Source organism: Saccharopolyspora endophytica (assembly GCF_018070075.1).
In the GTDB taxonomy this organism is placed as follows: domain Bacteria; phylum Actinomycetota; class Actinomycetes; order Mycobacteriales; family Pseudonocardiaceae; genus Saccharopolyspora; species Saccharopolyspora endophytica.
Window position 1 is genome coordinate 70,879 of record NZ_JAGPXE010000008.1, and the last position, 24,251, is coordinate 95,129.

Annotated in this window: 25 protein-coding genes and 2 tRNA genes; 14 read left to right on the top strand and 13 right to left on the bottom strand. The window is 69.5% G+C overall.

Annotated elements, in window-relative coordinates; translation table 11 throughout:
* Nucleotides 1–6: 6 nt before the first annotated feature.
* Together KBO27_RS19155 and KBO27_RS19160 are read right to left on the bottom strand one after the other, a co-directional pair.
* Nucleotides 7–870 carry a peptidoglycan recognition protein family protein gene (locus KBO27_RS19155; protein WP_210971287.1) on the bottom strand — a complete coding sequence of 288 codons (864 nt, stop codon included), beginning with the start codon at nucleotides 868–870 and terminating at the stop codon, nucleotides 7–9.
* Nucleotides 871–995: 125 nt separating this feature from the next.
* Entirely contained in the window at nucleotides 996–1,757 is a 762-nt protein-coding gene (locus KBO27_RS19160) for a mechanosensitive ion channel family protein (RefSeq protein ID WP_210971288.1), read from the bottom strand.
* 243 nt (nucleotides 1,758–2,000) lie between these two features.
* Here KBO27_RS19160 and KBO27_RS19165 point away from each other — a divergent pair, with 243 nt between their 5' ends.
* The 5 genes from KBO27_RS19165 to KBO27_RS19185 all read left to right on the top strand — a co-directional run bounded on the left by KBO27_RS19165 (nucleotide 2,001) and on the right by KBO27_RS19185 (nucleotide 6,877).
* Nucleotides 2,001–3,215 carry a PucR family transcriptional regulator gene (locus KBO27_RS19165; protein ID WP_210971289.1) on the top strand — a complete coding sequence of 405 codons (1,215 nt, stop codon included), beginning with the start codon at nucleotides 2,001–2,003 and terminating at the stop codon, nucleotides 3,213–3,215.
* A gap of 204 nt (nucleotides 3,216–3,419) precedes the next feature.
* The gene (locus KBO27_RS19170; protein ID WP_210971290.1) at nucleotides 3,420–4,340 is read left to right on the top strand and encodes an ACP S-malonyltransferase; all 921 of its coding nucleotides are present in this window, start codon (nucleotides 3,420–3,422) and stop codon (nucleotides 4,338–4,340) included.
* A complete protein-coding gene (locus tag KBO27_RS19175) occupies nucleotides 4,337–5,317 on the top strand; it encodes a beta-ketoacyl-ACP synthase III (RefSeq protein WP_210971291.1) in 981 nt (326 codons plus the stop codon). The genes KBO27_RS19170 and KBO27_RS19175 overlap by 4 nt, the downstream gene beginning before the upstream one ends.
* A gap of 79 nt (nucleotides 5,318–5,396) precedes the next feature.
* On the top strand, nucleotides 5,397–5,636 hold the full coding sequence (locus tag KBO27_RS19180) for an acyl carrier protein (protein ID WP_132677392.1): 240 nt from the start codon (nucleotides 5,397–5,399) through the stop codon (nucleotides 5,634–5,636).
* Entirely contained in the window at nucleotides 5,633–6,877 is a 1,245-nt protein-coding gene (locus tag KBO27_RS19185) for a beta-ketoacyl-[acyl-carrier-protein] synthase family protein (protein WP_210971292.1), read from the top strand. The genes KBO27_RS19180 and KBO27_RS19185 overlap by 4 nt, the downstream gene beginning before the upstream one ends.
* A 153-nt stretch (nucleotides 6,878–7,030) precedes the next feature.
* Here the strand turns inward: KBO27_RS19185 and KBO27_RS19190 are convergent, their stop codons facing one another.
* Together KBO27_RS19190 and KBO27_RS19195 are read right to left on the bottom strand one after the other, a co-directional pair.
* Nucleotides 7,031–7,609, bottom strand: coding sequence for a hypothetical protein (locus KBO27_RS19190; RefSeq protein ID WP_210971293.1), 579 nt, complete (start codon nucleotides 7,607–7,609; stop codon nucleotides 7,031–7,033).
* Nucleotides 7,610–7,669: 60 nt separating this feature from the next.
* Nucleotides 7,670–8,185, bottom strand: a complete 516-nt coding sequence (locus KBO27_RS19195) for a DUF3145 domain-containing protein (RefSeq protein WP_132621199.1) — start codon at nucleotides 8,183–8,185, stop codon at nucleotides 7,670–7,672.
* A gap of 382 nt (nucleotides 8,186–8,567) precedes the next feature.
* On the opposite strand from KBO27_RS19195, the gene KBO27_RS19200 reads away from it, so the two are divergent.
* Nucleotides 8,568–9,812, top strand: coding sequence for a hypothetical protein (locus KBO27_RS19200; RefSeq protein ID WP_210971294.1), 1,245 nt, complete (start codon nucleotides 8,568–8,570; stop codon nucleotides 9,810–9,812).
* Here KBO27_RS19200 and KBO27_RS19205 read toward each other — a convergent pair.
* The 3 genes from KBO27_RS19205 to KBO27_RS19215 form a co-directional block, all read right to left on the bottom strand.
* Nucleotides 9,809–10,411, bottom strand: a complete 603-nt coding sequence (locus KBO27_RS19205) for a hypothetical protein (RefSeq protein ID WP_307870511.1) — start codon at nucleotides 10,409–10,411, stop codon at nucleotides 9,809–9,811. The two genes, KBO27_RS19200 and KBO27_RS19205, sit on opposite strands and share 4 nt — an antisense overlap.
* A 210-nt stretch (nucleotides 10,412–10,621) precedes the next feature.
* Nucleotides 10,622–11,629, bottom strand: coding sequence for a hypothetical protein (locus KBO27_RS19210; RefSeq protein WP_210971296.1), 1,008 nt, complete (start codon nucleotides 11,627–11,629; stop codon nucleotides 10,622–10,624).
* Nucleotides 11,626–12,117, bottom strand: a complete 492-nt coding sequence (locus KBO27_RS19215; RefSeq protein WP_246537592.1) for a SigE family RNA polymerase sigma factor — start codon at nucleotides 12,115–12,117, stop codon at nucleotides 11,626–11,628. Before KBO27_RS19215 ends, KBO27_RS19210 begins: the two co-directional genes overlap by 4 nt.
* 433 nt (nucleotides 12,118–12,550) lie before the next feature.
* Between KBO27_RS19215 and KBO27_RS19220 the strand changes: the two genes are divergently transcribed.
* The 6 genes from KBO27_RS19220 (at nucleotide 12,551) to KBO27_RS19245 (ending at nucleotide 19,171) form a co-directional block, all read left to right on the top strand.
* Complete coding sequence (locus KBO27_RS19220; RefSeq protein WP_210971298.1) at nucleotides 12,551–14,689, top strand: carbon starvation CstA family protein; 2,139 nt, start codon at nucleotides 12,551–12,553, stop codon at nucleotides 14,687–14,689.
* Nucleotides 14,686–14,892 carry a YbdD/YjiX family protein gene (locus tag KBO27_RS19225; protein WP_210971299.1) on the top strand — a complete coding sequence of 69 codons (207 nt, stop codon included), beginning with the start codon at nucleotides 14,686–14,688 and terminating at the stop codon, nucleotides 14,890–14,892. The genes KBO27_RS19220 and KBO27_RS19225 overlap by 4 nt, the downstream gene beginning before the upstream one ends.
* 172 nt (nucleotides 14,893–15,064) lie before the next feature.
* Nucleotides 15,065–16,237 carry a 4-hydroxybenzoate 3-monooxygenase gene (pobA, locus tag KBO27_RS19230; RefSeq protein ID WP_210971300.1) on the top strand — a complete coding sequence of 391 codons (1,173 nt, stop codon included), beginning with the start codon at nucleotides 15,065–15,067 and terminating at the stop codon, nucleotides 16,235–16,237.
* Between the two features lie 43 nt (nucleotides 16,238–16,280).
* Complete coding sequence (locus KBO27_RS19235) at nucleotides 16,281–16,979, top strand: class I SAM-dependent DNA methyltransferase (protein WP_210971301.1); 699 nt, start codon at nucleotides 16,281–16,283, stop codon at nucleotides 16,977–16,979.
* Nucleotides 16,980–17,424: 445 nt separating this feature from the next.
* Nucleotides 17,425–17,625, top strand: a complete 201-nt coding sequence (locus KBO27_RS19240; RefSeq protein WP_132621185.1) for a cold-shock protein — start codon at nucleotides 17,425–17,427, stop codon at nucleotides 17,623–17,625.
* 673 nt (nucleotides 17,626–18,298) lie between these two features.
* Nucleotides 18,299–19,171, top strand: coding sequence for a DMT family transporter (locus KBO27_RS19245; RefSeq protein WP_307870492.1), 873 nt, complete (start codon nucleotides 18,299–18,301; stop codon nucleotides 19,169–19,171).
* A gap of 259 nt (nucleotides 19,172–19,430) precedes the next feature.
* On the opposite strand, the gene KBO27_RS19250 is transcribed toward KBO27_RS19245, so the two are convergent.
* The 3 genes from KBO27_RS19250 to KBO27_RS19260 form a co-directional block, all read right to left on the bottom strand.
* Nucleotides 19,431–19,505 (bottom strand) — tRNA-Ile (locus KBO27_RS19250).
* Between the two features lie 162 nt (nucleotides 19,506–19,667).
* Entirely contained in the window at nucleotides 19,668–19,964 is a 297-nt protein-coding gene (locus tag KBO27_RS19255) for a hypothetical protein (RefSeq protein WP_210971303.1), read from the bottom strand.
* Nucleotides 19,965–20,110: 146 nt separating this feature from the next.
* Nucleotides 20,111–20,317, bottom strand: a complete 207-nt coding sequence (locus tag KBO27_RS19260) for a hypothetical protein (RefSeq protein WP_132679158.1) — start codon at nucleotides 20,315–20,317, stop codon at nucleotides 20,111–20,113.
* A gap of 746 nt (nucleotides 20,318–21,063) precedes the next feature.
* Here KBO27_RS19260 and KBO27_RS19265 point away from each other — a divergent pair.
* Nucleotides 21,064–21,906 (top strand): SAM-dependent methyltransferase, encoded by an 843-nt coding sequence (locus tag KBO27_RS19265; protein WP_372448863.1) that lies wholly within the window; start codon nucleotides 21,064–21,066, stop codon nucleotides 21,904–21,906.
* A 131-nt stretch (nucleotides 21,907–22,037) separates the two neighbouring features.
* Nucleotides 22,038–23,186 carry a magnesium and cobalt transport protein CorA gene (locus tag KBO27_RS19270; protein WP_307870493.1) on the top strand — a complete coding sequence of 383 codons (1,149 nt, stop codon included), beginning with the start codon at nucleotides 22,038–22,040 and terminating at the stop codon, nucleotides 23,184–23,186.
* Between the two features lies 1 nt (nucleotide 23,187).
* Here KBO27_RS19270 and KBO27_RS19275 read toward each other — a convergent pair whose 3' ends face one another.
* From KBO27_RS19275 to KBO27_RS19285, 3 genes are all read right to left on the bottom strand, one after another.
* Nucleotides 23,188–23,421 carry a DUF4177 domain-containing protein gene (locus KBO27_RS19275; RefSeq protein WP_307870494.1) on the bottom strand — a complete coding sequence of 78 codons (234 nt, stop codon included), beginning with the start codon at nucleotides 23,419–23,421 and terminating at the stop codon, nucleotides 23,188–23,190.
* Nucleotides 23,422–23,465: 44 nt separating this feature from the next.
* The gene (locus tag KBO27_RS19280) at nucleotides 23,466–24,035 is read right to left on the bottom strand and encodes a thymidine kinase (RefSeq protein ID WP_210971305.1); all 570 of its coding nucleotides are present in this window, start codon (nucleotides 24,033–24,035) and stop codon (nucleotides 23,466–23,468) included.
* A 104-nt stretch (nucleotides 24,036–24,139) separates the two neighbouring features.
* Nucleotides 24,140–24,212, bottom strand: a tRNA-Asn gene (locus KBO27_RS19285).
* Nucleotides 24,213–24,251 lie beyond the last annotated feature (39 nt).

Here is a 24,251-nt window from a genome sequence, read left to right on the forward strand (position 1 = left end):
CGATCCTCAAGCACCCGGCGCCGGTTGGCGTTGCTGCTGGATGCGGACCAGTTCGGCGAGCAGCGGCGCGGCTTGATCGGCCGGCATCGCTTCGAAGGCCGCCTTGATCGCCTCCGGCCCCTGAACGGCTCCCTGCGGCGCGGCGGGCTGGTTGTTCGCGGCCATGCTGTTGACCAGATCCACCAGCATCGCGACGATCGTGCGCGGGCCGACGGCGGTCTGCCACCCCTGGATCTGCCCCTCGGGACCGCGCGGGCCCAGCAGTTCGTGCTCCAAGCGCCGCAGCATCGCGTCCTGTTCCGGGGTCATCTCGTCCTCCTGGTCCTTGGTCACGAGGTCAGCGCGAAAGCGGTCCATGTCGACGTGGCCCGGGTCGATCTTCCCGGTGACGCTGGTCTCCTTGTGGCCGCGCGCCGCCTCCAGCGGCCGGCCGAGGTGACGCAGCACCGCGGCGGTGGCGGTGATCGCCGCGCCGTGCTGCTCGGGGCTCGGCCCCTGCTCGACGCCCTGGTAGTCCCACTCGAACCCGACGTAGAGGGTGTTGCCGTCGCCGGCCGGGTTCGGCCCGGACGCCTTGGCCTCGCCCGCGTGGTTGGCGCGGCCCGCGGCGATCACGTGGACCACGCCGTCGAAACCGATCACCGCGTGGCACAGCGGCCCCTTGAGATCGCTGCGCCCGTCGATGCACAGCTGCACGCTCGGAGCCGGGTTCTCGTACGAGGCCGGAGTCGCCGTGTGGTGTTCGAGAACGCCGACCGCGGCGGTCGGCTGCACGCCCGAGGCCGTGCGCTCCTTCCACCCGGACGTCTCCACGACGGCCAGGCCGGCCGCACGCAGCACGTCGGCGAGCCACACGAGAGGTAGCGCCATCGGTGATCACCCCCAACGAGATCCCGCGCACCATGGTGTCGGTTCCCCGCACCCGCCCGGAACGGCCAAGAGCGTGAAAAATCGGGACCCACCCGATGGGTGAGCCCCGATCTCTCAGCCTCGCGTCAGAGGGTTCCGCTGTGCCCCTGCTGACCCGGCCCGGGCTGACCGGGCTGGCCCGGAGCGGGCATCTGCTGGGTGGGCTGGTCGCCGGCGACGTTGCCCTTGCCGCCGAACTGCGACTCGGCGTTGTCCAGCCACCGGCTCCAGCGGTGCTGCATCGGCTGGATGAGGCCACCGCCGACACCGACGATGACCACGCCCGCGGCCGCGGCCAGCACGGCGACCAGCACCGGGGTGGTCACGGTGACCGCGATCCCGATCTGGTTCAGCGCCGAGATGATGCCCAGCGCCAGGATGAAGCCGAAGGCGATCTTGCCGAGCATCGGGCCGAACGAGCGGTTGCCCAGCGAGCTGGTGATCAGGTCACCGACCGCGCGACCGATCGCACCGGCCACCAGCACCAGGACGACGGCGACGACGATCCGCGGCAGGAACAGCACGACCTGGTCGATGAGGTCCTTCACCGCGTTCGGGCCGAACGCGCTCAGCGCCAGCTGCAGGAAGATCAGCAGGATGAAGTAGTAGATCAGCTTGACGAGGATTCCGCCGATGTCGATCCCCGAACCCGACGTCATGTCGTTCAGGCCGGACTTCGCCAGGAGTTTGTTGAATCCCAGCTTGTTGAACGCCATCTGAACAGCCTTGGAAACGGCCTTGGCGATGAGCCAGCCGACCAGCAGGATGATCAGGAAGACGACGAGTTTCGGCACGAACGTGGCGACCGCGGACCACGCCGCGGACAATCCTTGCTGGAGAGCTCCCATAGTCCTTGCTCCTCGGTGAAACCGGAAAATCGATGGCGAATTCGCGTCTCGGAAATCGTTCTCGAACATCAACTCCGCAGCAACTCCGACAGGCGCCACGTTCGGACGACTTTCGTCGCTCTTTCGGTTGAATTGTTTGACCAATTCAATTACGCGATGAATACGAATTCCTGCCGGGTGAGGTTGTTCGCTTCCACGCGCTCCCCTCGAACACGCTGATCTCGGACATGCGATTCTGTCGGTATGAGTACCGAAGACGCTGGTGAGCGGGACACCGGTACACAAGATCAAGTGTGCGCGGCGACGCTGCACCGGCTCGAGCGCGCTTCCGGCGGGCTCGCCGGCGCCAGCATCACCGCGATGGAGCAACGACTCCCCTGGTTCCAGCGGCTTCCGGCCGACCAGCGGGCGAGCGTTCAGCTGGTGACCCAGACCGGGGTCTCCAACTTCGTCTCCTGGATGCAGGACCCGAGCCAGTCCGTCCGGCTGACCGCCGAGGCGTTCCGCAACGCGCCCCGCGACCTCTCCCGCTGGGTCAGCCTCCGCCAGACGCTGGAACTGGTCCGCGTCGCCATCGACGTCTTCGAGCAGCAGCTGCCGGAGCTCGCCGAGAAGGAGCACGAGCGGTTCGTGCTGCTGGAGTCGATCCTGCGCTACACCCGCGAGATCGCCTTCGCCGCCGCCACCTCCTACGCCGCCGCGGCCGAGTCGCGCGGCGCGTGGGACGCCCGGCTCGAAGCTCTGGTCGTCGACGGCATCGTGCGCGGCGACGCCGAGGAGTCACTGCTGTCCCGGGCCGCCGCGCTGGGCTGGGACCCCGCCTCCGAGGCCACCGTGCTGGTCGGCAACGCCCCCTCCGACGACCCGCCGACCGTCGTCTACCAGGTGCGCAGCCGCGCCGCCCGGGTCGGCTGCCCGGTGCTGCTGGGCGTGCAGGGGACGCGGCTCGTGGTCGTCTTCGGCGGGACCGGCGACGGTCGCGAGAACGAGCAGATCGCCAACGGGCTGACCGAGGCGTTCGGCGAGGGCCCTGTGGTGGCGGGCCCGAGCATGCCGAGCCTCGCCGACGCGCACCGCTCCGCCTCCGACGCGATGTCCGCCCTGCGATCGGTGGTGGCCTGGCCGACCGCGCCCCGACCGGTCCCCTCCGGCGACCTGCTGCCCGAGCGCGCGCTGGCCGGTGACCCCGAAGCCGAGCGCCAGCTGGTCGAGCGCATCGTGCTGCCGCTGGTCGACGCGGGCGGCGCGCTGATGGAGACCGTCGACACCTACCTGGAGGTCGGCGGCGTGCTGGAGAACTGCGCCCGCCAGCTCTACGTCCACCCCAACACCGTCCGATATCGACTCCGCCGCGTCGCCGAGCTGACCGGACGCACGCCGTCCAACGCCCGCGACGCCCACGTGCTGCGGGTCGGCCTCGCGGTCGGCCGGCTCGCCAAGGCCCGAGGGCTGTGGTGAGCCGGCGACGAGACCGCGAACGCAGGGCGAATTCGGTGGCGCGGGGTTCACCAGGCTGTCACCGACCGGACACGCCCGACAACGATTCCCCAGTTAAGGACGACCACCCCAGGTGGCGCTTGTAGACACTCCACAACTTTGCGCGCAGGACTTAGTCCTCGTCGGCATCACCCCGATCCCGCCACCGGGTGTTCAGTAGCAAGAGTGATCGCGCTTCTCGCCCCCGGACAGGGGTCTCAGGCCCCAGGGATGTTCAACCCGTGGTTGGAGCTCGACGGCGTCGAGGACCGCCTCGGACGCTGGTCGGAGCTCACCGGCCTGGACCTGATCAAACTCGGCACCACCGCGGAGGCCGACGAGATCAAGGACACCTCGGTCACCCAGCCGCTGGTCGTGGCGCTGTCGCTGATCGCAGCCGAAGAACTGCGCCGCCGCTTCGAGGTGCCCGCCGACACGCCGGTCGCCGGCCACTCGGTCGGCGAGCTCGCCGCAGCGGCCGTCGCAGGAGCGCTCAGCGCGGACGACGCCGTGGCGCTGGCAGCGGTGCGCGGCCGGGAGATGGCCGCCGCCTGCGCGCTGGAGCCGACCGGCATGGCCGCGGTGCTCGGCGGTGACGAGCAGATCGTGCTGGAGACGCTGGAGCGCCTCGGTCTGGACCCGGCCAACCGCAACGGCGGCGGTCAGATCGTCGCCGCGGGCAAGACCGGTGCGCTGGAGCAGCTGGCCGCCGAGCCGCCGGAAGGCGCTCGGGTCCGCCCGCTCCCGGTCGCCGGCGCGTTCCACACCCGCTTCATGGTGTCCGCGCGCGAAACCCTGGCCAAGCACGCCGAGAGCGTCGAAGCCACCGACGCGGTGCTGCCGCTGCTGTCCAACGCGGACGGCTCGGTGGTCTCCTCCGCCGACGACATCCTGAACCGCCTGGTCAACCAGGTGACCAACCCGGTGCGCTGGGACAGCTGCATGACCGCGCTCGGCGAGCGCGGTGTGGACGCCGTCGTGGAGTTCCCGCCGGCCGGTGCGCTGACCGGCATGGTGCGTCGCGCGCTCAAGGGCGTCCAGACCATCGCCCTCAAGACCCCTGCCGACCTCGACAAGGTCGCCGACCAGCTCGGGAGCGCCGCGTGAGCCTGCCCCACATCGCATCGAAGCCAGCCGTCGCGGGTACCAAGCTGCTGGGCTTCGGCAGCACCCAGGGCAACCGGATCGTCACCAACCACGACCTGGCCAAGCTGGTGGACACCAACGACGAGTGGGTCCGCCAGCGGGTGGGCATCATCCACCGCCGCATGGGCGACGAGCACCAGTCCGTGGTCAACATGGCCGTCGAGTCCGGTGCCAAGGCGATCGCCGACGCGGGCCTGACGCCGTCCGATGTGGACCAGGTCATCGTGGCCACCTGCACGATGCCGGGCGGGATCCCCAACGCCGCGGCCCAGGTCGCCGACCAGATCGGCATCAAGGCCAAGAGCGCCTACGACCTCAACGCCGCGTGCGCCGGTTTCGTCTACGCCCTCAACACCGCCTCCGACGCGGTGCGCGCCGGTTCCGCCCGCAACGTGCTGGTGATCGGTTCCGAGCGCTTCCAGGAGTGGATGGACTGGACGGACCGCTCCAACCTCATCATCTTCGCCGACGGCGCCGGTGCGACCGTGGTCGGCGCGTCCGACGAGCCGCAGCTCGGCCCGGGTGTGCTCGGCAGCGCCGGCGACCTGGTCGACACCATCTACCTGCGCGAGAACAAGTACATCCACCAGGAGGGCCAGTCGGTCTTCCGGTGGGCGACCACGCAGATCGCGCCGGTGGCCATCGAGGCCGTCGAGGCGGCCGGGTTGCAGCTCTCCGACATCGACGTGCTGGTGCCGCACCAGGCGAACCTGCGCATCGTCGAGGCCATCGGGAAGAAGTTGCAGAGCAAGGGTGCCCGCGATGACCTCGTCGTCGCGCGTGACATCGTCTACTCCGGCAACACGTCGTCGGCGTCGATCCCGCTCGCCATCGACCACATGCGGGCTGCCGGGGAGATCCCCAGCGGCGCCGTGATGCTCCTCGTGGGCTTCGGTGCCGGGCTGTCCTACGCCGCCCAGGTCGCCATCTGCCCCTGATGTCACGCCACAACCGGAAAAGCCACCGCGGGTGACGCAACCCGGCGGTAGGAACGTAAGAACCAGGAAGGAAGAACCAGTGTCGAACGAAGAATTCACCAAGGGTCTCGCCACCATCGTCGAGGAGGTCGCGGGTGTCGACGCGGCCGACGTGACCATCGACAAGTCCTTCGTCGACGACCTGGACATCGACTCGCTGTCCATGGTGGAGATCGCCGTGCAGGCCGAGGACAAGTTCGGCGTCAAGATCCCGGACGACGAGCTGGCCAACCTCAAGACCGTCGGTGATGCGGTGGACTACATCGCCAAGAACGCATGACCACCGAAGTCGTCATCACCGGGCTGGGCGCGACGACACCGCTGGGCGGTGACGTCGCGTCCACTTGGGACGGGTTGCTCAACGGCGCCAGCGGCATCCGCCGCATGGAGGCCGAATGGCTCGACACCTACGAGCTGCCCGCCAAGATCGGAGCCCCGCTGGCGGTCGATCCGAGCGAGGTGCTGCCCCGCGTGCAGCTCCGCCGGATGGACCGCTGCGAAGCCATCGCGGTCATCGCGGCCCGCGAGGCGTGGGCGGATGCCGGCTTCGAGATGCCCACGGACGAGTCCGAACCGGTCGACCCCGATCGGCTCGGCGTGGCGCTGGGCACCGGCATCGGCGGCCCGCTGACCCTGCTCCAGCAGGACGACCAGCTGGAAGCGGGTGGCCTGCGCAAGGTCTCGCCGCTGACCGTGCCGATGCTGATGCCCAACGGCCCGGCCGCCATGGTCAGCCTGGAGCTGCGCGCCCGCGCCGGCGTCCACTCGCCGGCCTCGGCGTGCGCGTCCGGCGCCGAGGGACTGGCCAAGGCCGCGGAGATGATCCGGTACGGGCACGCCGACGTGGTGGTGGCCGGTGGTGCGGAGTCCTGCATCCACCCGATCACCATCGCCGGTTTCGCCCAGGCCCGGACCCTGAGCACCCGCAACGACGAGCCGGAGCGCGCCTCCCGCCCGTTCGACGTGGACCGCGACGGGTTCGTCATGGGCGAGGGTGCCGGTGTGGTGATCCTGGAGAGCGCCGAGCACGCCAAGGCGCGCGGTGCCCGGATCTACGGCCGGCTGGCCGGATCCGGCATCACCTCCGACGCGTACCACATCACCGGGAGCCACCCGGACGGTCTGGGCCAGGTCGCGGCGATGCGCAAGGCGCTGGCCGCAGCCGACCTGCAGCCCTCCGACATCGGGCACGTCAACGCGCACGCCACCTCCACGGTGGTCGGCGACGTGGGCGAGGCGAACTCGGTGCGCAAGGCCATCGGGGACGGTGCGGTGGTGACCGCGCCGAAGGGTTCGCTCGGGCACCTGGTCGGCGGGGCCGGTGCGGTGGAGAGCATCGTCACGATCCTCTCGCTGCACCACGGCGTCATCCCGGCGACGCAGAACCTCGAGAACCTCGACCCGAAGGTGGAGCTGGACGTGGTGGCCGACAAGCCGCGCCACGTCGAGCAGTCCGCCGCCATCAACAACGCCTTCGGCTTCGGCGGGCACAACGTCGCCCTCGCCTTCGCCAAGGCATGATCGCGGTCCGCGGGGACGGGTGACAGTCCCGTCCCCGCCACGGCCCGCTTCCGCCCGCGCTCCGGTGAGGACCGCCCGGAACCGCGCATCGCAGGCCTCCGTGGCAGATCCCCTGAGCAGAACTCCCCTCGTGCCGGCTCACCGGCAGCCGCGTCACGCGCAGGGGACGGCGGTGGCGCTGTTGGGCAGCTTGCTGATGTCGAGGACCGCGTTGCCGTCCTCGTCGACGACGACCGGGTAGACGACGTCCCACTGCACGCAGCGGGCCTTGGCCTGCGGCGGCGCGTCAGCGATGTCCTGGTCGCTCTTGAAGCTGAGCATGACCAGCGCGGAGCGGTCCTGGCCGGGATCGATGCGGTGCACCTTGATGTCGAAGTCCGTGGTGGTGCCGTAGTCGTCGTGGAACTTGCTCAGGGGCAGCTCTCGCCACTTGCTGGGCGGGACCGTGGACTTCCACAGCTCGTAGTTCCTGCGGTTGATGCCGTCGAAGTAGTTGTCCAGCAGTCCCTCGATGATCCGCTGGTCCGGGTACGCGGCGGCGTCAGGCGAGTGCTCGACGCCGGAGCGCGACACCTTCTGCTGCGCGGCAACGCCCGACGGTGCGGACTCCGTGCCCGGAGACGGCTCGCGCTCGCCGTAGTAGACCTGCTGGGCCAGCAGGACCCCACCACCGCCCGCCGCGAGCAGCACGACGACGGCGAGCGGAATCCCCCATTTCAGCCAAGAACGCACCTGCTCAGCTTCGCACAACCCGATCAGCCGGGTGAGGGCTTCCCCGCGATCTGCCGGAAATCAGCCGACGCGGTGCAGCACCGTGACCGGCGCGCCGTCGCCCGCCCGGCGGAACGGTTCGAGGGCGTCGTCCCACTCCGCGCCGAGCAGCTGCCCGACTCGGTGCGAGAAGGCCTCCGGGCCCTTGGCATTCGCCGCGAGCGTACGGAGTTGATCTTCGCTCACGACGATGTCACCATTGGCGCTGGTGCAGGCGCGCCACAGGCCGAGTCCGGGCGCGTGGCAGAACCGCTGCCCGTCGACCCCATGGCTGGGGTCCTCGGTGATCTCGAAGCGCAACATGGGCCACGCGCGCAGCGCGGTCACCAGGCGTGCTCCAGTACCCGGCTCGCCTGTCCAGGTGCACTCCGCGCGGAGTTGTCCTGGGGCTGCCGGTTGCGCCGTCCAGCGGAGTTCCGTCCGAGTGCCGAGTGCGCCGGAAATCGCCCACTCGACGTGCGGGCAGACCGCAGACGGCGACGAGTGGATGTAGACCACACCGCAGGTGAGGCCACTGTCGCTGCCACGGGTGCTCACTGCTGACCTCCGCTATTCGACGAGGGACGTCTTCCCCTACGACCTCGCGAACCCGACGATCACCAGCTGCGGCGCCATTCTGCATCGCCGGTGGAGATCTCCGCCACCGCGAGATCGTCAACCGTCCCTCTGCGACGAAGCCCGGTACCAGCCGAGACCAGTCGGCCCCCGGTGACGGTGATTCACTGAAATCGCTGATCCCAGCGCCGCACCGGACGATCGACGTCCCTCGGACGCACCAACGCCCCCTCGGCGGAGGAGTGGCGATTACCACTCGAACGGGTTAATGCGCAATCCGAGGGACGTGACCTGGCGGCCCCCGCTACCGTCTTCCGGGTCGGTTCGAAAGGACCCGGCACACCGGAACTCTCGAGGAGGCCTGATGCACCTGGTGCGGCTCGGAGCGGAACCGACCGAGGTCGGCGCCGACATCCGGGCGGCCATCGCCGCGTGGGGCGCCGGCCGTTCGGTGCTCGGCGGCGTCACCGTGTTCGGCTGCCGCCCTCCGGGCAGCCCTCGCCCGCTGGACGCGGTGATCGTGCTGCCGCGCGGGGTGATCGTGGTGCTGGGTGTGGACCTGCCGGAACCGGCCCTGAAGCTCGACGCCCCCGTCGGCACGCCGTGGACGGTGGACGGCTGGCCGCTGGTGCGCACCGAGGGCAAGGTCAACCCGGCGCAGGAAGGGCTGGAATCGGCTGCCGCGCTGGCCCGCAGCCTGCAGACCCGCGGGCTCGAACCGCTGCCGGTGGCGGCGGTCGTCGCGGTCGGTCCCTACGTCGGGCAGGTCATGCAGCCGACGACCGACCTGCACCGCGGCGTCCGGGTGGTCTCGCCGAACACGACCTCCGTCCTGTCGGCGGCGCGGGAGCTGGCGACCTACGAGAGCCCGTGCGGCGCGGTGCCCGCGCTGGGGCTGCTCCGGGTGCTGGGAGCTGAAGCGACCGGAGAAACCCTGGTCGAGGAGGGTTTTCCGGCGTCGCCGGAGGTCGACCTCTCCAGCATCGACACGATGCTCATCCCGAAGTACTCCGAGGACCGGCCCTTCGACCGCCGGCGCGAGGCCGCGAAGTCCCGGACGTTCCCGCGCGGCAAGCTGATCGCCGCCGTGGCGGCGGTGGCCGTGGTGTGCGCGCTGCTCGGCGTCATGACGCTGGGATCGCCCTCGGCGAGCCCGCCCGACCTGGCGGTCCAACGGGTCGACGGCGTGGAGTTCACGCAGCACGCGATCGACCAGGGCGAGGCCTGCGGACCGAACGCCTACGGCGACGTGCAGCGGTGGTTCCAGCAGCAGTCGTGCCGGAGCCTGCGGCGCGGCGTCTTCGAGGCGCGCCTGGGCACCTCGCCGGTGGCGGTGTCGATCGCCGCCGTGGACCTGGCGGACCCGAAGGCGGCGACCGAGCTGCGGACGCTGCTGGAGTCGGCGGGAACGGGCGGCATCAGCGACCTCGTCGCGCAGGGCCGGAGCTGGCCCGGGGCACCGCGGAACTTCGGCGACGCGGCGCAGTCGGTGCAGCAGAGCGGAAGTCGGGTCCGGGTCGTGCAGGCCGTGTGGTCGCACCAGCCCTCCCACCCCGACGACCTCGAACTGCGCGCGATGGCCGAACGAGGTCTGCGGCTCGACGTCTAGGAGCGCTCCTGGTCGTGGACGCGCGATTCTTCGCGCCGCTGCGCGGGAATCGGGCGCGGGCCCTTGGTGAGGTAGGGGTTTCCGAGCCTGGCCAGGAACAACGTGGGTGCGAACAGCGGCACCACCGCCGACAGCGCGGCGGCCGTGACTCCTGCTCGCACGACGTCGTTCGGGAACAACGTGGTGCGGTCCAGGAAGCGGCGGGAGATCTGCGCGGTGATCCACAGCAGCACCACGAACCCGACCATGCTCGCCACCGCGACCAGCATCGCGGGCCGGTAGCCGAGTCGCTCGGCGCCCAGCATCACCGCGACCCAGCCGAGCAGGGCCGGGAGCTGGCCCCGTTCGGTGGTGGCCGCCCACAGCAGTCCGCCGAAGATCGCGAGTCCGCCGCCGCTGTGCTGCCAGGTCTCGGCGACCCGCTCCGCCCAGCCGCCGCCGGTGACGCCGACGCGCGCGGCGAGCTCTCCGAGCACGCCCAGCGCGCTCGGTCCGTGCGCGGGTGCGATGAACTGCCCGACGATCCACGCCAACGCCCACAGCGACACGCAGCACGCCACGAACTGCTGCCACCGAGGCCGGTCCAGAGCCACGAGCACCAACCGCCGCAATCCCCGCACAACCACCCCAACCTCTCGGCCGATCTTCCGAGGATGGGCCACCCCCTCCTCCCCGACCAGCACATCGCCGATGTCTCGCCCGCTTGGGTGAAGGAATTCGAATTTCGCGCGAAATTCGAGGCCCGGCCTCGGAAGTCGAATTTCGCGCGAAATTCGAATCGCCCTCCGGGCTGGGCTCGTCGGCGCTGGTCAGAACGTCGCGGGGAGGGCGGCGCAGGGCCCGGATCCCGCGCAGGGCAACGGGATCTGCAGGACTTCGGTGCCGTCGACCAACCACTGGGCCCGGCCCGGGACGGAGACGAGGACCCGGCCCTGGGGGTCGGCGGAGAGGCCGAGGTGCACCGGTTCGAGCGGCGGGGTCGCGAACGGCACGCCCGCGGCCAGCTTCCGGCCCGTGTCGGCGGCGTAGGTCGCGACCCGGGCACGGCCCGGAGCGGTGCAGTCGGCGGGTTCGAGGGCGGCGATGTCCGGGCCGGCTCCGGCGATGGCCAGCGGCCCGCACGGGCCCGTCGGGGCCGCGCGACTCGCGTCGACGGTGGTCGGATCCGGGTCGGTGATGAGGAGTTCAGCCGGTCCGCCGCGTTCGGCGAGCAGCGCCAGCCGTCCGTCACCGGACAGCGCGAGGTCGATCACGCGCAGCCCGGGAGTCGGGAGGTCCCGGCGGTCGCCGCCGATCCACAGCACGATCCGGTCGCCGTCGGCGTAGGCGACCCGGCCGCCCGCCGCGGTCAGCGCACGAGCGTCCCCGGCGTCGGCTAGCTCCCGCTGCGCGCCGCCGGTGGCCACCTCGACGACGCGTTGACCGTCCGATGTGGACACCAGTGCGAACACCCGGCCCTGGTCCTCGGCCAGATCGGCCACCTCGCCACCGGACACCTGGGCGACATCGCCCTGCCTGCGCCCGGACGCCACGTCGAACGTCGCGATCGCCCCGCCCCCCACGGCGGCGGCGTAGTTGCCCGGCCGCACGCTCACCGGCTGCGGGTCCGGTGCCTGGAAACCCAGTGCCACGCCGACGAAGATGGCTGCCACCGCGGCTGCGGCGAGGACCAGGAACGTCGGTCGGCGGTGCGGCGCGCGCCTGCGCCGGGCGGCGGCCAGCAGTCGTGGCAGCGAATCCGGCGCCGGTTCGACATCGGCGACGGCCCGGTGCATCCGGGCGCGCACCAGCTCGGTGTCGCGATCGAGTTCGTTCACACCCGCTCCCCCAGCAACTCCGACAGCCTGGCCACCCCGCGCGAGCAGTAGGACTTCACCGACCCCTGGCTGCATCCCATCACCTCGGCGGTGCGGACTTCGCTCAGGTCGGCGTAGTAGCGCAGCACGATGGCCTCCCGCTGCCGCCGCGGCAGCCGCGCGAGGGCCTGGGCGAGCACGGCGCGGTCGAGCCCGCGCCCGGTGTCGTCGGGGAGGCTGTCGGCCACGGCCAGCTTCGGCAGGTACTTGCGGGCGACCAGCCGTCTGCGCAAGGTCGATCTCGCCCGGTTGAGCACCGCCTGCCGCAGGAAGGCCAGCGCCTTGTCGGGATCGCGCAGCCTGGTCCGCGAGTCGAAGACCCGCAGGTAGGCGTCCTGCACGATGTCCTCGGCGGAGGCTCGGTCGTCCACCAGCAGCACCGCGATCCGCAGCAGTTGCGCGTAGTGCTCCTGGTAGAGGTCGGTCAGCTTGTTCGTCAGCTCGTCCATTGCCGCCGACCCGTCACCCGGCCGGACGGTCACAGGCATTGCGATCGACACCGTCACATCTGTGCACGACGCCCGGGACCCCCTTCTGGGTTGTGGCCGGAATCCGGTCGTTACCGAATCGGCTGTGATCAACGGCGGCGACTCTACCGACGCGGCGCGCTGTTGATCAGTCCATCCGGCGACTTCACGCCAGTGGACCAAGATCGAGTCGCAGGAGCGGAAGCCGACATGCCGCTTGCCCGGCCGACCTCACCCGAGCAGGCCGTCCACCTCTTCACATCCTGATTACTCTCGCGCAACGGGCTGGACATTCCAGACGCGCGAGCCGATGCTCTAGAACTGCTGTGCAACCGCATCTCGCGCAGCAGGATTGGAGTCCGAGACGGTGGCTACGACAACGGCCCCGAGCGGTGGATCGGCTCGGAAACGCAGAATGAGTCCCAAGGAAATCACCATCTGGGTGCTGGTCGCGTTGGTCGGCGCGGTCAGCTGGGGTGTGATCGCGCTGGTGCGCGGTGAGGAGATCTCGGCCGCCTGGCTGGTCTTCGCAGCCCTGGCGTCCTATGCCATCGCGTACCGGTTCTACGCCCGGTTCATCACCAACCGGGTCCTCAAGACCGACGACGAACGGGCGACCCCGGCCGAGCGGCTCAACAACGGAGCCGACTTCCACCCGACCGACCGGCGGGTGCTCTTCGGCCACCACTTCGCCGCGATCGCGGGCGCCGGTCCGCTGGTGGGTCCGGTGCTGGCCGCGCAGATGGGTTACCTGCCCGGCACGATCTGGATCATCATCGGCGTCATCTTCGCCGGTGCCGTGCAGGACATGGTGGTGCTGTTCTTCTCCACCCGCCGCAACGGCCGCAGCCTCGGCCAGATGGCCCGCGAGGAGATCGGCCCGGTGGGCGGCGTGGCGGCGCTGATCGCCGTGCTCGCGATCATGATCATCCTGCTGGCGGTGCTGGCGCTGGTCGTGGTGGGTGCCCTCAAGGGCTCGCCGTGGGGTGCGTTCTCGATCGGCATGACGATCCCGATCGCCCTGTTCATGGGCTTCTACCTGCGATACCTGCGGCCCGGCAAGATCGTCGAGGTGTCGATGATCGGCATCGCGCTGCTGCTGCTGAGCATCGCCGGCGGCAGCTGGGTCGCCGAGTCCGGCATGGCGGAGTTCTTCACGCTCACCGGCAACGAGGTCACCTTCGCGCTGATCATCTACGGCTTCGTCGCCTCGGTGCTGCCGGTGTGGATGCTGCTGGCTCCGCGCGACTACCTGAGCACCTTCATGAAGGTCGGCGTGATCGTGCTGCTGGCGGTGTCGATCCTGGTCGCGATGCCGGGGATGAAGACCGCGGCGGTCACCGACTTCGCCCTCAACGGCGAGGGCCCGGTGTTCTCCGGCGCGCTGTTCCCGTTCGTGTTCATCACGATCGCCTGCGGTGCGCTGTCCGGGTTCCACGCGCTGATCTCCTCGGGCACCACGCCGAAGATGATCGAGAAGGAATCGCAGATCCGGGTCATCGGCTACGGCGGCATGCTCACCGAGTCGTTCGTGGCGATCATGGCGCTGGCCGCGGCCTGCATCATCGATCCGGGCATCTACTTCGCGATGAACATGCCCGACAGCGCGCTCGGCGACACCGTGCAGTCGGCCTCGCAAGCGGTGGCGGGCATCGGCTTCCAGGTCACCCCGGAGCAGCTGTCGGCTGCCGCGGCGGCGGTCGAGGAGGAGACGCTGGTGGGCCGCAGCGGCGGCGCACCGACCCTGGCGCTGGGCCTGTCCGAGGTGTTCTCGCAGGTCATGGGCGGGGACGCGATGAAGGCGTTCTGGTACCACTTCGCGGTGATGTTCGAGGCGCTGTTCATCCTGACCACTGTGGACGCCGGTACCCGGGTGGGCCGGTTCATGCTGCAGGACACGGTCGGCAACGTCTGGAAGCGCTTCGGCGACGTCAGCTGGAAGCCGGGCAACTGGCTGGCCAGCGCGGTCATCGTCGGCGCGTGGGGCTACTTCCTGTGGGCCGGCGTGAACGACCCGCTGGGCGGCATCAACCAGCTGTTCCCGCTGTTCGGCATCGCCAACCAGCTGCTGGCGGCGGTGGCGCTCGCGGTGGCCACGACGCTGCTGATCAAGGCGGGCAAGGCCAAGTACGCCTGGGTGACGCTGATCCCGCTGGCCTGGGACGCGGCGGTGACGCTGACGGCGAGCTGGCAGAAGATCTTCTCCTCCGACGCCAAGATCGGGTTCTTCGCCCAGCGCGCGTCCTACCAGGCCGCGCTCGACGCCGGGCAGACCAGCAAGGGCACGGCCGACACCGTCGAGGAGATGCAGAAGGTGGTGGTCAACTCCACTGTGGACGGCGTGCTGAGCGTGCTGTTCGCGGTGCTGATCATCATCGTGCTGGTGGACGCGGTCCGCGTCTGGATCAAGGCGCTGCGCACCACCGAGCCGCTGCCCAGCACCGAGGCCGAGTACGTGAAGTCGGAGCTGTGGGCACCCTCCGGCCTCATCCCCACGGCCGAGGAACGCCAGAAGCAGAAGGAGCTCGCCTCCTCCGGGAGTGGCGGGAGTTGAACGGCACGACGCTGACCAGGCTGCGCGGATCCGTCCGCGCGGCCTGGCAGATCGTGCGCGGTGTCGTGGGCGAGACGGCCTACGAGACCTACCTGGAGCACCACCGCGCCCACCACGGCTCCGAGCAGCCGATGTCCGAGCGCGAGTTCTGGCGAGCTCACATCGACCGCAAGGAGATCGATCCCGGATCGCGCTGCTGCTGATCCGTTGACCACGAGGGCGGGAGTTCCACCGGGAACTTCCGCCCTCCGTCGTGGGCGGGGATGCTCCCGAGCAGCGGATTTCCACTCAGCGGTAGCGAGGCATCCGCACGTGCCGGTCGCGGATCGGACAGTGATGCTTGTCCGAGGTCCGGAGAAGAAGTGAGGCCCCACCTTGCGCACCCAGGTCGCGATCGTCGGCGGTGGTCCCGCCGGTCTGCTGCTGTCCCACCTGCTGCACCTGCAGGGCATCGACTCGGTCGTGCTGGAGCGGCGGAGCCAGGAGTACGTCCAGCAGCGGGTCCGGGCGGGCGTGCTGGAGCAGGGCACGGTCGACCTGCTGCGCGAGGTCGGCGTGGGCGAGCGGATGCTGCGCGAGGGCGACCGGCACGAGGGCGTGCACATGCAGTTCGACGACGAGCGGCTGCACATCCCGTTCACCGAGCTCACCGGTCGCGCCATCACCGTCTACGGCCAGCAGGAGGTCGTCAAGGACCTCAACGAGCGGCGGCGGGCCGACGGCGGCCAGGTGCTGTTCGAGGTCGACGACGTCGCTGTGCACGACGTGACGACCGAGAGCCCGAGCGTGACCTTCACCCACGACGGCCGCGCGCAGGTGCTGCACGCGGACTTCGTCGCCGGCTGCGACGGCTTCCACGGCGTGTGCCGGGACGTCATCCCGCCGGACGTGCGCCGCGTCTACGAGCGGGTCTACCCGTTCGGCTGGCTGGGCATCCTCGCCGAGGTCGCGCCCTCCACCGATGAGCTGATCTACGCCAACCACGAGAGCGGGTTCGCGCTCCACAGCATGCGTTCGGCCGGCATCAGCCGCTTCTACCTGCAGTGCGAGCCGGACGAGACGCTGGCGAACTGGTCCGACGCGCGCATCTGGGACGAGCTGCACGCGCGCCTGGCCGCTCCGGGCTGGAAGCTGCAGGAGGGGCCGATCATCGACCGGTCGGTCACCGCGATGCGCAGCTTCGTGGCCGAGCCGCTGCGTCACGGGACGCTCTTCCTCGCGGGCGATTCGGCGCACATCGTGCCGCCGACCGGCGCGAAGGGCCTCAACCTGGCGGTGGCCGACGTGGACCGGCTCGCGGAGGCGCTCGTCGACCACTACCGCACCGGCAGCGACGCCGGGCTGGACGAGTACTCGGCGAAGTGCCTGGAACGGGTGTGGCGGGTGCAGCACTTCTCGTGGTGGATGACGTCGATGACGCACCGCTTCGAGGGCCCGGACCAGGACTTCGAGCGCCGCCTGCAGCGCTCCCAATTCGACTACCTGCGCTCCTCGACGGCCGCGGCGACGACGCTGGCGGAGAACTACGTCGGCATGCCGCTGCGCTGAAAATCGGTTTCGCGCGGGTTCCCCGGGCGGAACAATTCGGCGAGTGGATTTCGAGACGTTTGACGCGCGCGGATACCGGACGGTCGATGTCCGGACGGGATACGGCGAGTGGGTCGCCGACTACGAGAACACCGTCGAGGACGTGATGGACCTGGCGCTGCTGGAGCGCCTGGTCGAGCCGAGGTGGTCGGCGGTGAGCAGGGCCGCCGACCTCGGCTGCGGCACCGGCCGCACCGGGCAGTGGCTGCGGGAGCACGGCGTCGAGCACATCGACGGCGTGGACGTCACCCCGGAGATGCTGGACCTGGCGCGCCGCCGAGGCGCGCACGAGCGGCTGGAGGAGGCCGACGCCACGGCCACCGGGCTGCCCGGCGGTGCCTACGACCTGGTGATCTGCTCGCTGATCGACGAGCACCTGGAGGACCTGCGTCCGCTCTACGCGGAAGCGCACCGGCTGGCCGCACCCGGGGCGGCGTTCGTGCTGGTCACGTTCCACCCGCACTTCATCATGACCTCGGGCATGCCCACCCACTACACCAACGCCGCAGGCGAACCGGTCGCGATCGCCACGAACGTGCACCTGATCAGCGACCACGTCGCAGCAGGCCTCGGCGCGGGCTGGCGGCTGGCCGAGCTCCACGAGAACGTCATCGACGACGCCTGGCTCAAGATCAAGCCCAAGTGGGAGCGCTTCCGCAACCACCCCTTCTCGGCCGCCTACACCTGGCGCGAGGGCTCCTAGGCGTCCGGGATCGCCGCGACACCAGCGGTTTCGGGTGCGGCCCTCGGCCGCCGGCCCCGCGGCGCTTCATCACCTCCTGGGGCGCCTCGTGCCGGGACCGCAGCGAGCGCCGGGGGCTCCGCGAGACGGAATTCTCGCGGCCGTCCCGGCGCGCCGAAGAATTTTTTCAGTCCGCGCTGAAGCGGAAAAGCCTGTTCACGGCTTCACGCGTTCCCCCAAAAGAGTGGACAGCCCGATGTCCGATGAGCCCGCCGCGGGTGGTGTGTAAGCTTGGCGCTGGTCGTTGTTTTTCTGGGTTCGTGTTTGCGCACGCTCGCAGGATTTGATGCGAGCGAGCAGCTTGTCCGTGGTTGTAGCTGGAAAGCCGCCGTTCGAGATCCCCGGCCCGGGCTCCCACGAAGTGTGGGCTCCCGTCAAACGCTCCAGCTCCCAGGAGGAGACAGACATGGCACAGGGAACTGTGAAGTGGTTCAACGCTGAAAAGGGCTTCGGCTTCATCGCCCCCAACGACGGTGGCCCGGACGTCTTCGTCCACTACTCGGCCATCGACGCCAGCGGGTTCCGCAGCCTCGAAGAGGACCAGCAGGTCACCTACGAGGTCACCCAGGGCCCGAAGGGCCCGCAGGCCAGCTCGGTTCGCGTCTGAGCCTCGCACGCATGAACGCCGCCGGCTGCTCGCCTTCGGGCGAGCAGCCGGCGCGCTGCTATCAGGAAGGTTTCTCATAACCACCGCAACACCCGTGTCCTCCGGGACACCGGCACCCAGGCAGGCCGCTCCGGACGAGATCGCCCCGGTCCAGTTCGTCGAGCCAGAGCCCGCCCCCATCGAAGAGCACGCACAACCGGTCGCCGATCACAGCGAAGCCGGAATGCTCGACCTCCGCAGCCCTTTCACCGCGTAGACCAGCCCGAAGCACCCGCGAGGCGCTCGACCTTGCGGGCGCTCGGATCGACGGACACCCGTCGCTCGACTCCGCGCACCTGACCGGCGACGCCGACCACCCTGCCATCGATGCAGGGCGAACGCGGGTGGAGCACGGGACCTTTCGGCCGCGGGACCACAGTGGACGGAGAGTTCCGCCTGCCCGCGCGCGAATCTCCGGCCCGGTGATGCTGAACCGGTCGCGCCGATGCGCGCTGAACTTCGAGCGCAGCACGATCGATTCCCGGTTCTCGCTGAGCGACCTCGCCACCGACGGCTGACCCCGAAGGCGACGATTTATCGCGGTGCGCCGGCGCGGGCTGCGCCCGTAGCATTTGGCGATGTTGCCCTGGCTCGTCGGAGGGGAGGGCTCGTCGCTGGATCTCCGCCTCGGCCCGTGCTGGCGACGTCGGTCGGAGCTCTCGGCGTGGCCACCTCAGGACTGTTCGTGGCGCTCTCCGCCACTTCCCCGGGGACGGCGTCGTTCTTCCGCTGCGCCCTCGCGCTCCCGCTGCTCGCACCGCTCGCGCTGGCGGAGCGAGTCACCGGCGGACGCATCACGCCTCTTCAAGCAGCATGGGCGGCCACAGCCGGAGCTCTGTTCGCGGCCGACGCCCTGCTGTGGACGCAGGCGATCCACGAGGTCGGCGTGGGACTGTCCGTCGTGCTGGTCAACACGCAGGTCGTGATGGTGCCCCTGCTGGCGGTGGCCATCGACCGCGAGACGCTCAGCCGCCGGTTCCTCGTGATCCTGCCGGTGATCACCGCGGGCACGCTGCTGACCGGCGGTGTCCTCGAGACCGGAGCGACCGGTGCGGCCCCGGTGGCGGGCACGATCCACGCGGTTCTGGCCGCGCTGTGCTACTCGGGGTTCCTGTTCCTGCTGCGTCGCGGTGGCCCCGACCGACCGCTGGTCCAGTCCTATCTCATCACCATGGCTTCAGCCGCCGTGTTCGCGGCAGCGGTCGGCGCGATGTGGGGCGGCTTCGACGCGGCACCGGGCTGGGGACCGCTCGGCTGGCTCGCCCTGACCGCCCTCTGCGGCCAGGTGCTCGGCTGGCTGCTCATCGCCGTGGGAAGCCCCCGGTTGCGCGTCGAGGTGAGCTCCGCCCTCCTCCTGCTCACCCCCGTCGGAGCTCTCCTCCTGGGCGCCATCGCACTCGAAGAGGCGCCCTCGGCCCTGCAGGCCCTCGGATGCGCCCTCGTGCTCAGCAGCGCCTACCTGGTCGCCGCCAGCAACGACCGGGACCCCAGACCCGACGGAGGCTGAAGACGTTTCCTTCGAGCTCCACGGCACACCTGGCGCGATTTCCCGACTGAGGCCGGGAGACCCGCGGAAGACCGCCAGGACGATCTCCCGCAACTCGGGGCTTTCCGCCCGCGACATCCGGATCGGCTTGAGCCCGCGAGGATCTCGACGACGCAGGACACCGGATCAGAGATCAGGTGGTTCAGGAATTGAAGTGCGGGGAAAGTGTCGAGATGATCTCTCCGCCCTTTCCCCGCCACATGTTTCACCTGCGAATACGTGGGGCAGGTGGGACTTGAACCCACGACCTGACGGATTATGAGTCCGCTGCTCTGACCAGCTGAGCTACTGCCCCGTGGGGTGCTCGGTATCGGCGATCGTATCGAGGGCGTCACAGAGCGAGGTCGCCGGGTGTTCCGGCCGGACGGCCCATCGTGATAATGGGCGGAACGGCGGAAAAGGCAGCGCACCGGGGTTGCGTCGGTTGGTCTACCGATCTTCGCGAGCGGAGTCGGAATCAGCACTCCGACGGATCGATCGCACCGCGTTCGCACAGGTGAGCGCGTTGTTGTTCGCCGCTGGTCGGTTCTTGGCCGCAGGCCGTGCCGCATTGCAGATATCCCGGCAGCTCGTCGTATTCCTCGACGGAGTGCGGGTATCCGGAATCTTGCTGGAATTGCTGGAATTCTTCGCCGGCGGCCCCCCGCTCGACGCGCGACTCGGTCGGCGCGGGCGGTGGGGTCATCTCGGTCGGCGCGCCCTCGCAGGCGAGCAGCGCCACCGCGAGAGCAGTGGTCGCGATCGGTCTGCTCATCACGGCTCCTCCGCCTCGGGACGCACCAGGGACGCACGAGTATCAGGGGCGCCGCGGCGGCCCGCGACCGCAGTGATCGGCTCGGGCATGACGAAGGCCCGGCGCCTGTGGGGTGCGCCGGGCCTTCGTAGGAGGTGCCGATCTCTTCAGCCGAGCAGGCGGAAGATGTCGAACGCCCCCGAAAGTTGACCGATGATCGCGATGGTGGCCATCAGCGCCCCGAGCGCGGCCACCGTCAGCACGGACATGATGATCAAGTACACGACCGCCTTGATCGGTTTCGGCAGCTTGCTCACCGAATCCAGATCGGGCAGCGTGAAGTGCGGTTCCTTGCCGATCCCTGGTGCGGACATCTGACTCCCCCGTCCCTTGTCAGTTCCCTCGAACGACCACCTTCATTCGAGGGACGAAGCGCGAACGGAAAACCGTTGCGCCGAATCGCATCACGAATTCGTCTCGGTCAGAAATCGATCGAATCATCCAACGCGGTCGACCCCTGCGGCTCCGCGTGCCACGAGGGCTTGGCACGAATCATCCGCACCAGAACCCTCGGCCGCGAGCCGAATCAGGACGTCATCGCGCATTTCGACCCTGGATCGTTATCCGGCCGGCGGTCCGCGGCGTGCGGACCGGCGATGCTGGTAGGACGGGATGTCGCCACGTTGGAACACCGCCGCCCACACCAAGATTCTCGCATCCGCCACCTTTGATCTTCGTCCGGGTGGCACTGCGCCGAAACCGCCGATCGGACATCGACCAACGTTCGCGATCGCACCGCCCGATTCGCGTTCGGAATCGATCGGCCTGGTTCGAATGCGAATTCGAGGAGACAACTCCCGAGGCCGGGAACGAGCGTCACCGATGCGATTCCGCGATTCTCCCGAGGCCTCCGAGCAACATCGTCGGACCGCCGGCGGGAATGAGCCGTCCGTCCGTGGCGCCCGCTAACCGGAAGAGAATCAACCTGATGGGTGCATGACCGGACACCCGTTCGGTGGCAGACTACGGCCGCAAGTGAGCGTGACGTGATCGCTACGATGCGTTACGGCAGTACGCGTACCGCGAAGGGGTTGAACCGTTGAGTCAGTCGAAGGCGGAGATGTTCGCGCCGGAGGGCGTGGACCTGGAACACCCCAACGTCGCCCGGATCTACGACTACTACCTCGGCGGACGGGCCAACTACGCGGTCGACCGCGTCTTCGGTGAGAAGGCGCTGGAGCGCTACCCGTTCGTCGCCCCCGCTGCCAAGGCCAACCGCCTGTTCCTGCACCGCGTGGTGCGCTACCTCTGCAAGCAGGGGATCCGGCAGTTCATCGACATCGGTTCCGGCGTCCCGACGATGGGCAGCACCCACCAGGTCGCCGATGAGCTCGTCGACGACGCCAACTGCGTCTACGTCGACAACGAGCCGGTGGCCGTCGCGCACTCGCGCATCCTGCTCGAAGAGGAAGAGGTCACCGACAGGCACTGCGTGCTGCACGCCGACCTGCGCGAACCCGACGAGCTGTGGAAGCAGATCGAGGACAGCGGTGTCATCGACGTCGAGCAACCGGTCGCGTTACTCCTGATCGCCGTCCTGCACGTGACCCAGCCCGGCCCGAACGGCGAGGACATCGGTCCGCAGGCCGTCGCGCGCTTCCGCGAGCTGATGCCCGAGGGCTCCTACCTCGTGATCACCCACGGCACCGCCGACGACGTGCCGGACAAGCGCAAGCGGGAGATGGCCGAGTTCGGCAAGATGTACGACAAGTCGGCGACACCGGTGATCTGGCGTCCGCACGACGAGATCGAATCCTTCTTCGGCGACTACGAGCTCGTGGAGCCGGGCTGCACCTGGACTCCGCTGTGGCACCCGGAGGAAACCGGTGAGAACGCGCCCGAGATCGAGTTCGACAGCCCGAACGATTCGGTCGTCTGGGCGGGAGTCGCCCGCAAGCCCTGATCAGCACCGCTCGCAGCCGCCGCGACCCGCTGGTCGTGGCGGCTGTGACGTCTGCCCGGAACCAGCACGCACCTGGCGCCGCTGGGTACGCTCGAAGCGATCACCTGGCCCGACGACCGCGGGAGGACCCCGTGCCCGAATGGCGCCCCCGCCCGCTGCGCAGGCGCGGCAGGCATCCCGAGCCGGTGATGCCCCATCGGGAATCCGCGCCCGAGCACTCGATGGACCCCCGCGCCGCCGACGAGCGGCCGCTGGCCGACCGGCCTCTGATCGACACCGCCATCTACCGCCACGGCGTCCGCATCGCCACTCCGGAGAGCCTCGGCGAGACCTACCGGCAGCTGCCCGGCGCGGACGGGACGATGGCCTGGATCGGCCTGTACCGGCCGGCCGAAGAGGAGCTGCTGGCCGCCGCCGACGAGTTCGACCTGCACAAGCTCGCGGTCGAGGACGCGATCGTCGCGCACCAGCGGCCGAAGATCGAGCGGTACGGGGACACGCTGTTCGTCGTGCTGCGCGCGGCCACCTACCTCGACGACGTCGAGGAGGTCAGCTTCGGCGAGCTGCACCTGTTCGTCGGCCCGAACTTCGTGCTCACCGTCCGCCACGGCCAGGCCCCCGACCTGTCCGTCGTGCGGCGGCGGATGGAGACCGACCAGGACCTGCTCCGGCGGGGTCCCGAAGCCGTGCTCTACGCGGTGCTCGACCACGTCGTGGACGGGTACGCGCCGGTCATCGCCGGGCTGCAGAACGACATCGACGAGATCGAGACCGAGGTCTTCGACTCCGAGCCGCACGTGTCGCGGCGCATCTACGAGCTGTCCCGCGAGGTCATCGAGTTCCAGCGCGCCACCCGGCCGCTGCTGGCGATCCTGCGCAGCCTGGAGGCCGGGTTCGAGAAGTACCAGATCGACGAGGAGCTGCAGCGCTACCTGCGCGACGTCGCCGACCACGCCACGACCGTCGCCGAGCGCGTCGACGGGTTCCGGCAGATGCTCGACAACATCCTCACCGTGAACGCCACGCTGGTCACGCAGGCGCAGAACGAGGAGATGAAGCGCATGACCGAGGCCAGCTACGCGCGGAACGAGGAGATCAAGCGGATCTCCTCGTGGGCGGCGATCCTGTTCGCCCCGACGCTGATCGGCACGGTCTACGGGATGAACTTCGACGTCATCCCGGAGCTCCACTGGAGCCTGGGCTACCCGTTCGCGCTCCTGCTGATGCTCATCGTCTGCCTCAGCCTCTACACCATCTTCAAGCGCCGGAACTGGCTCTAGCTCAGACCTGGCGCTCGAAGGTCACCAGCAGCCCCTCCACGCCTCCCGGGCCCATGCGGCCCCTCACGTCGGCGCCGGTGATCGCCTTGAGCTGCCAGCCCTCGCCCGCGTGGTCGTTGAGCACCTTCTCCAGCTTGTCACCGGACATCTTGCCGCCGAGCCACTTCTCGCGGAGCTCCACGACCTTGTACTCGTACGCCACGACGACTCCCCCGTTCCCGAACGTCTTCCCCACCGGTCAACGCTCCGCTCTCCTGGGGAGTTCCGCGCGCCGGCGGGTCACTCGAACGTGCCGACCTTGCGCAGATAGCAAGTGCCGCACATGGATTCGTAGCCGACGTCGCCCTCGATGGCGACCTGGCTGCCGTCCTGGGTGAACTCCCCGTTGACGGTGCGCGCGTTGAGCGTCGCCTTGCGACCGCAGCGGCAGATCGTCTTGAGCTCCTCGATGGAGTGCGCCAGCTCCATCAGCCGCAGGCTCCCCGGGAAGCCGCGAGTGCGGAAGTCGTTGCGCAGCCCGTAGGCGATCACCGGGATCCCGTCGAGCACCGCCAACCGGAACAGGTCCTCGACCTGCTCGCCGGTGAGGAACTGCGCCTCGTCGACGAGCACGCAGTCCGGCGCCCCCGCCGCCAGCACGACGCCCCGCACAGCGATGTCGGCGTCGCAGACGAGATCGACCTCCCGCGCCACGTTGATGCGCGACAGCACCACGGGACTCTTGGTGTCGATCTCGGGCTTGACCACGAAGACGCGCTGCCCGCGTTCGGCGTAGTTGTGCGCGACCTGGATCAGCGCGGTCGACTTTCCGGAGTTCATCGCCCCGTATCGGAAGTAGAGCTTGGCCACGACGGAACACGGTAGCCACACACCCGATCACGCGGCCGACCCAGGCCCGCGTCCCCGCGGGAGGCGTGAACGAAAAAGCCCAGACCGTTGGTCTGGGCTTTGCGCTCCTCCGACTGGACTCGAACCAGTAACCCTTCGGTTAACAGCCGAATGCTCTGCCAATTGAGCTACGGAGGAATGTTCTCTTGTCGTCGGCGCTCTCTCGCGCTGACGGGA